Source organism: Caballeronia arationis, from assembly GCF_001544975.2.
GTDB lineage: Bacteria > Pseudomonadota > Gammaproteobacteria > Burkholderiales > Burkholderiaceae > Caballeronia > Caballeronia arationis.
Map to the genome: position 1 here is coordinate 1 of NZ_FCOG02000354.1, position 2444 is coordinate 2444.

Annotated in this window: 4 protein-coding genes and 1 pseudogene; 2 read left to right on the top strand and 3 right to left on the bottom strand. The window is 60.0% G+C overall.

All coding sequences use genetic code 11. From position 1 onward, the window contains the following. Positions 1 to 133 precede the first annotated feature (133 nt). A complete protein-coding gene (locus tag AWB81_RS42050; protein WP_062644435.1) occupies positions 134 to 520 on the bottom strand; it encodes a reverse transcriptase domain-containing protein in 387 nt (128 codons plus the stop codon). A gap of 2 nt (positions 521 to 522) precedes the next feature. Here AWB81_RS42050 and AWB81_RS42055 point away from each other — a divergent pair, with 2 nt between their 5' ends. Together AWB81_RS42055 and AWB81_RS42060 are read left to right on the top strand one after the other, a co-directional pair. Next, positions 523 to 819, top strand: coding sequence for a Y4bD/Y4pK family protein (locus AWB81_RS42055; protein ID WP_062644437.1), 297 nt, complete (start codon positions 523 to 525; stop codon positions 817 to 819). A gap of 52 nt (positions 820 to 871) precedes the next feature. Next, entirely contained in the window at positions 872 to 1204 is a 333-nt protein-coding gene (locus tag AWB81_RS42060; RefSeq protein WP_062644440.1) for a DUF6788 family protein, read from the top strand. A 211-nt stretch (positions 1205 to 1415) separates the two neighbouring features. On the opposite strand, the pseudogene AWB81_RS42065 reads toward AWB81_RS42060, so the two are convergent. Both AWB81_RS42065 and AWB81_RS42070 read right to left on the bottom strand, forming a co-directional pair. After that, positions 1416 to 1910 (bottom strand): annotated as a pseudogene (locus AWB81_RS42065) (ATP-binding protein); the annotation flags it as partial. A 63-nt stretch (positions 1911 to 1973) separates the two neighbouring features. Beyond that, positions 1974 to 2444 (bottom strand): DUF3047 domain-containing protein (locus AWB81_RS42070; protein WP_144444372.1); only part of this gene is annotated, 471 nt, incomplete at its 5' end.

Consider the following 2444-nt stretch of genomic DNA (forward strand, 5'->3'; position numbering starts at 1 on the left):
CATGGATCCTGTGCTGGCTCACGCCGCGCTCAAGCAGCGTGAATATCGCGCTTTGTAGATGCTGCTTCAAGACATTCACTCCCTTGTCTCCTTCTTCTCTGAAGGAGACAACAATAAATGTCCTGCAGCACCGCTAGGGACCGCTCAGCCGGCGATCGTTACCTGGGGGATTTTGAGGTGACCATACATGGGGGAATTTGACCGACCGCCGGGGCGGCGCGATCAGCCACCGCTCGATGTACAGAAGAATCCAGTTTTCCTTGATGTGGGCGCGCACCGCCTTCATCAGCAGCCCATGATCGATTTGATCGAAGGCCGCCTTGATATCAAACTCCACTACCCAGTCGTATCGCCAGCAGCGTTCACGGGTAATTGCGACGGCCTGCTTCGCTGATCGTCCGGGCCGATACCCATAAGAGTCCGGATGGAAGATCGTGTCGAGGTTCGGCTCGATGATAAGTTTGACGACGGTCTGCGCGACACGGTCCGTGACCGTGGGGACGGTCAGCGCGAACTGCACAAGTGCTCAACGAGCATTTGGGATTGGCTGAGATTCGTCACCCGTTCCATCCCCTCAGGGGCCAACGCTTTCCCGTTCTGAAGGAGCGCCGCGTCGCAAGCACCGAGACATTGCTTCTGCGCGATACAGAACGCGGCAGCTTTAGCATTGCGCGCGAATGGACCGACTGGGGCACACCGACTGTCCACGACGGCGCCATCGCGCCCGTGTGCTGCTTCGATCTGGGCATGTTGTTGGAGCTGGTCACGTTGATCGACCAGCTTGCCCCATCCAGGAAGTCGTCGAACAAAGGAGCTTGATCAATGCATCTCCTTGTCCTAATATCAGACCAGTTTTCAACGTGGTCCGCCAATGGAAGATATTCCGTCGTCCACTTTGCGCAGACGCCGCGCGCAATTGCTGAAGCAAATGCCGGCGTTAGAGACACTCTTGCGCGGCTCTCTCATCGAGCGCTACAAGCGCTGCGGCAAATCGGGCTGCAAGTGTGCAGACGGCCCCGGCCATGGCCCCAAGTACTACCTATCCGTGAGCTTTCCCGGCCGCCGGCCGCAAATGGACTACGTGCCGCAAGCCGATTACACCAACGTCGCCGAGCACCTGGCGAACTATCACCGCGTTCGCGAGATCATCGAGGAGATCTGCGAGATCAACCGCGAACTATTGCGTCGCCGCGAGGCGCTCTGAGGGGCGCCGGTGAGCCAGCCGTCGCTGTCGCTCGCCAATTTCATCGATCCGCAATCGGCCGGCGTACTCATCGCCAACATGCTCGATGCGTATTCCACGCAAAGAGAACAGTCATTCCACGGCAAAGTGAATCGTGATTCCACGGCAAAGCGAACAAGGATTCCACGCCATCGCGAACAAGCGGAGCGCAGCGACGCGGGACCTTGCCTTTTTACTCGGACTGCGGCTTTACAGTCAATCGGCTGCGCGATTTGCGCAGCGATTCTCCTGCGAGCGTGATCCGATGCGCGTTGTGCACGAGCCGGTCGAGGATGGCGTCAGCGACGGTGGGTTCGCCGATCGCGTCATGCCAGTGCTCCGCCGCAAGCTGACTGGTGGCCAGCGTGGACCGGTTGCCGTGGCGATCGTCGAGGATCTCGAGCAAATCGCGCCGCGCAGAATCGGTCAGCGGTGTCATCGCGAAGTCGTCGAGGATCACGAGATCGGTCTTGGCGAGTTGTGCGAGCCAGCGTGCATAGCGGCCGCTGCCGTGCGCGATCGCCAGTTCTTCATTGAGCTTCGGCACGCGCAGGTAGCAGGCGGAGAAGCCATGGCGGCACGCCTGCACCGCAAAGGCACAGCCCAACCAGCTCTTACCAAGCCCGGTTGGCCCGACGAGGATCAGATTCTGCCGTTCCCGAAGCCACTCACCGGTCAGCAGGCGGGCGAGCTGCGGGACGACCATCCGCATCGCGCCGACGGGAGTAGTCAGCTCGGCGGCTCTGCGTTATCAGGGCCCTGCTATGAACTCGAGGTCTCCGTACCAGGCACGTGTCGAAGTACCGGTATTGTCTGTGTCGGTCAGCAGGCCGTAACCCGTGATTCGTCCTGGCGGTTCGTGAAAGACTCGCTCGTAATCTTGCACGATATTGCGGCGCAGGTTTTGCCACTGACCTGCATCGCCGGGCTGACCGGAAACCACGATCATCTCCACGCGGTCCGTGTGAGGGTTGGCAATGACCGCGCCTGGCGCGGCGTTGGTCGACCAGATATACATCAGCGTGGCATAGGGGAGATCTTGGCCACCAAGGCGCTTTGCCAGATCCATTTTTGCCCGGTCGAACACCGACAGCTTGCTTTTGTCGCCGTCGAATAAGAATACCAGGCGCGCCGGCGCATCTTCCTTCGATCCGACGCGATTGTCCGCGCCTTCAATCGGTCTTTCTACTTTCCAGCGCCATGTCACGACAGGGGAGCGGAC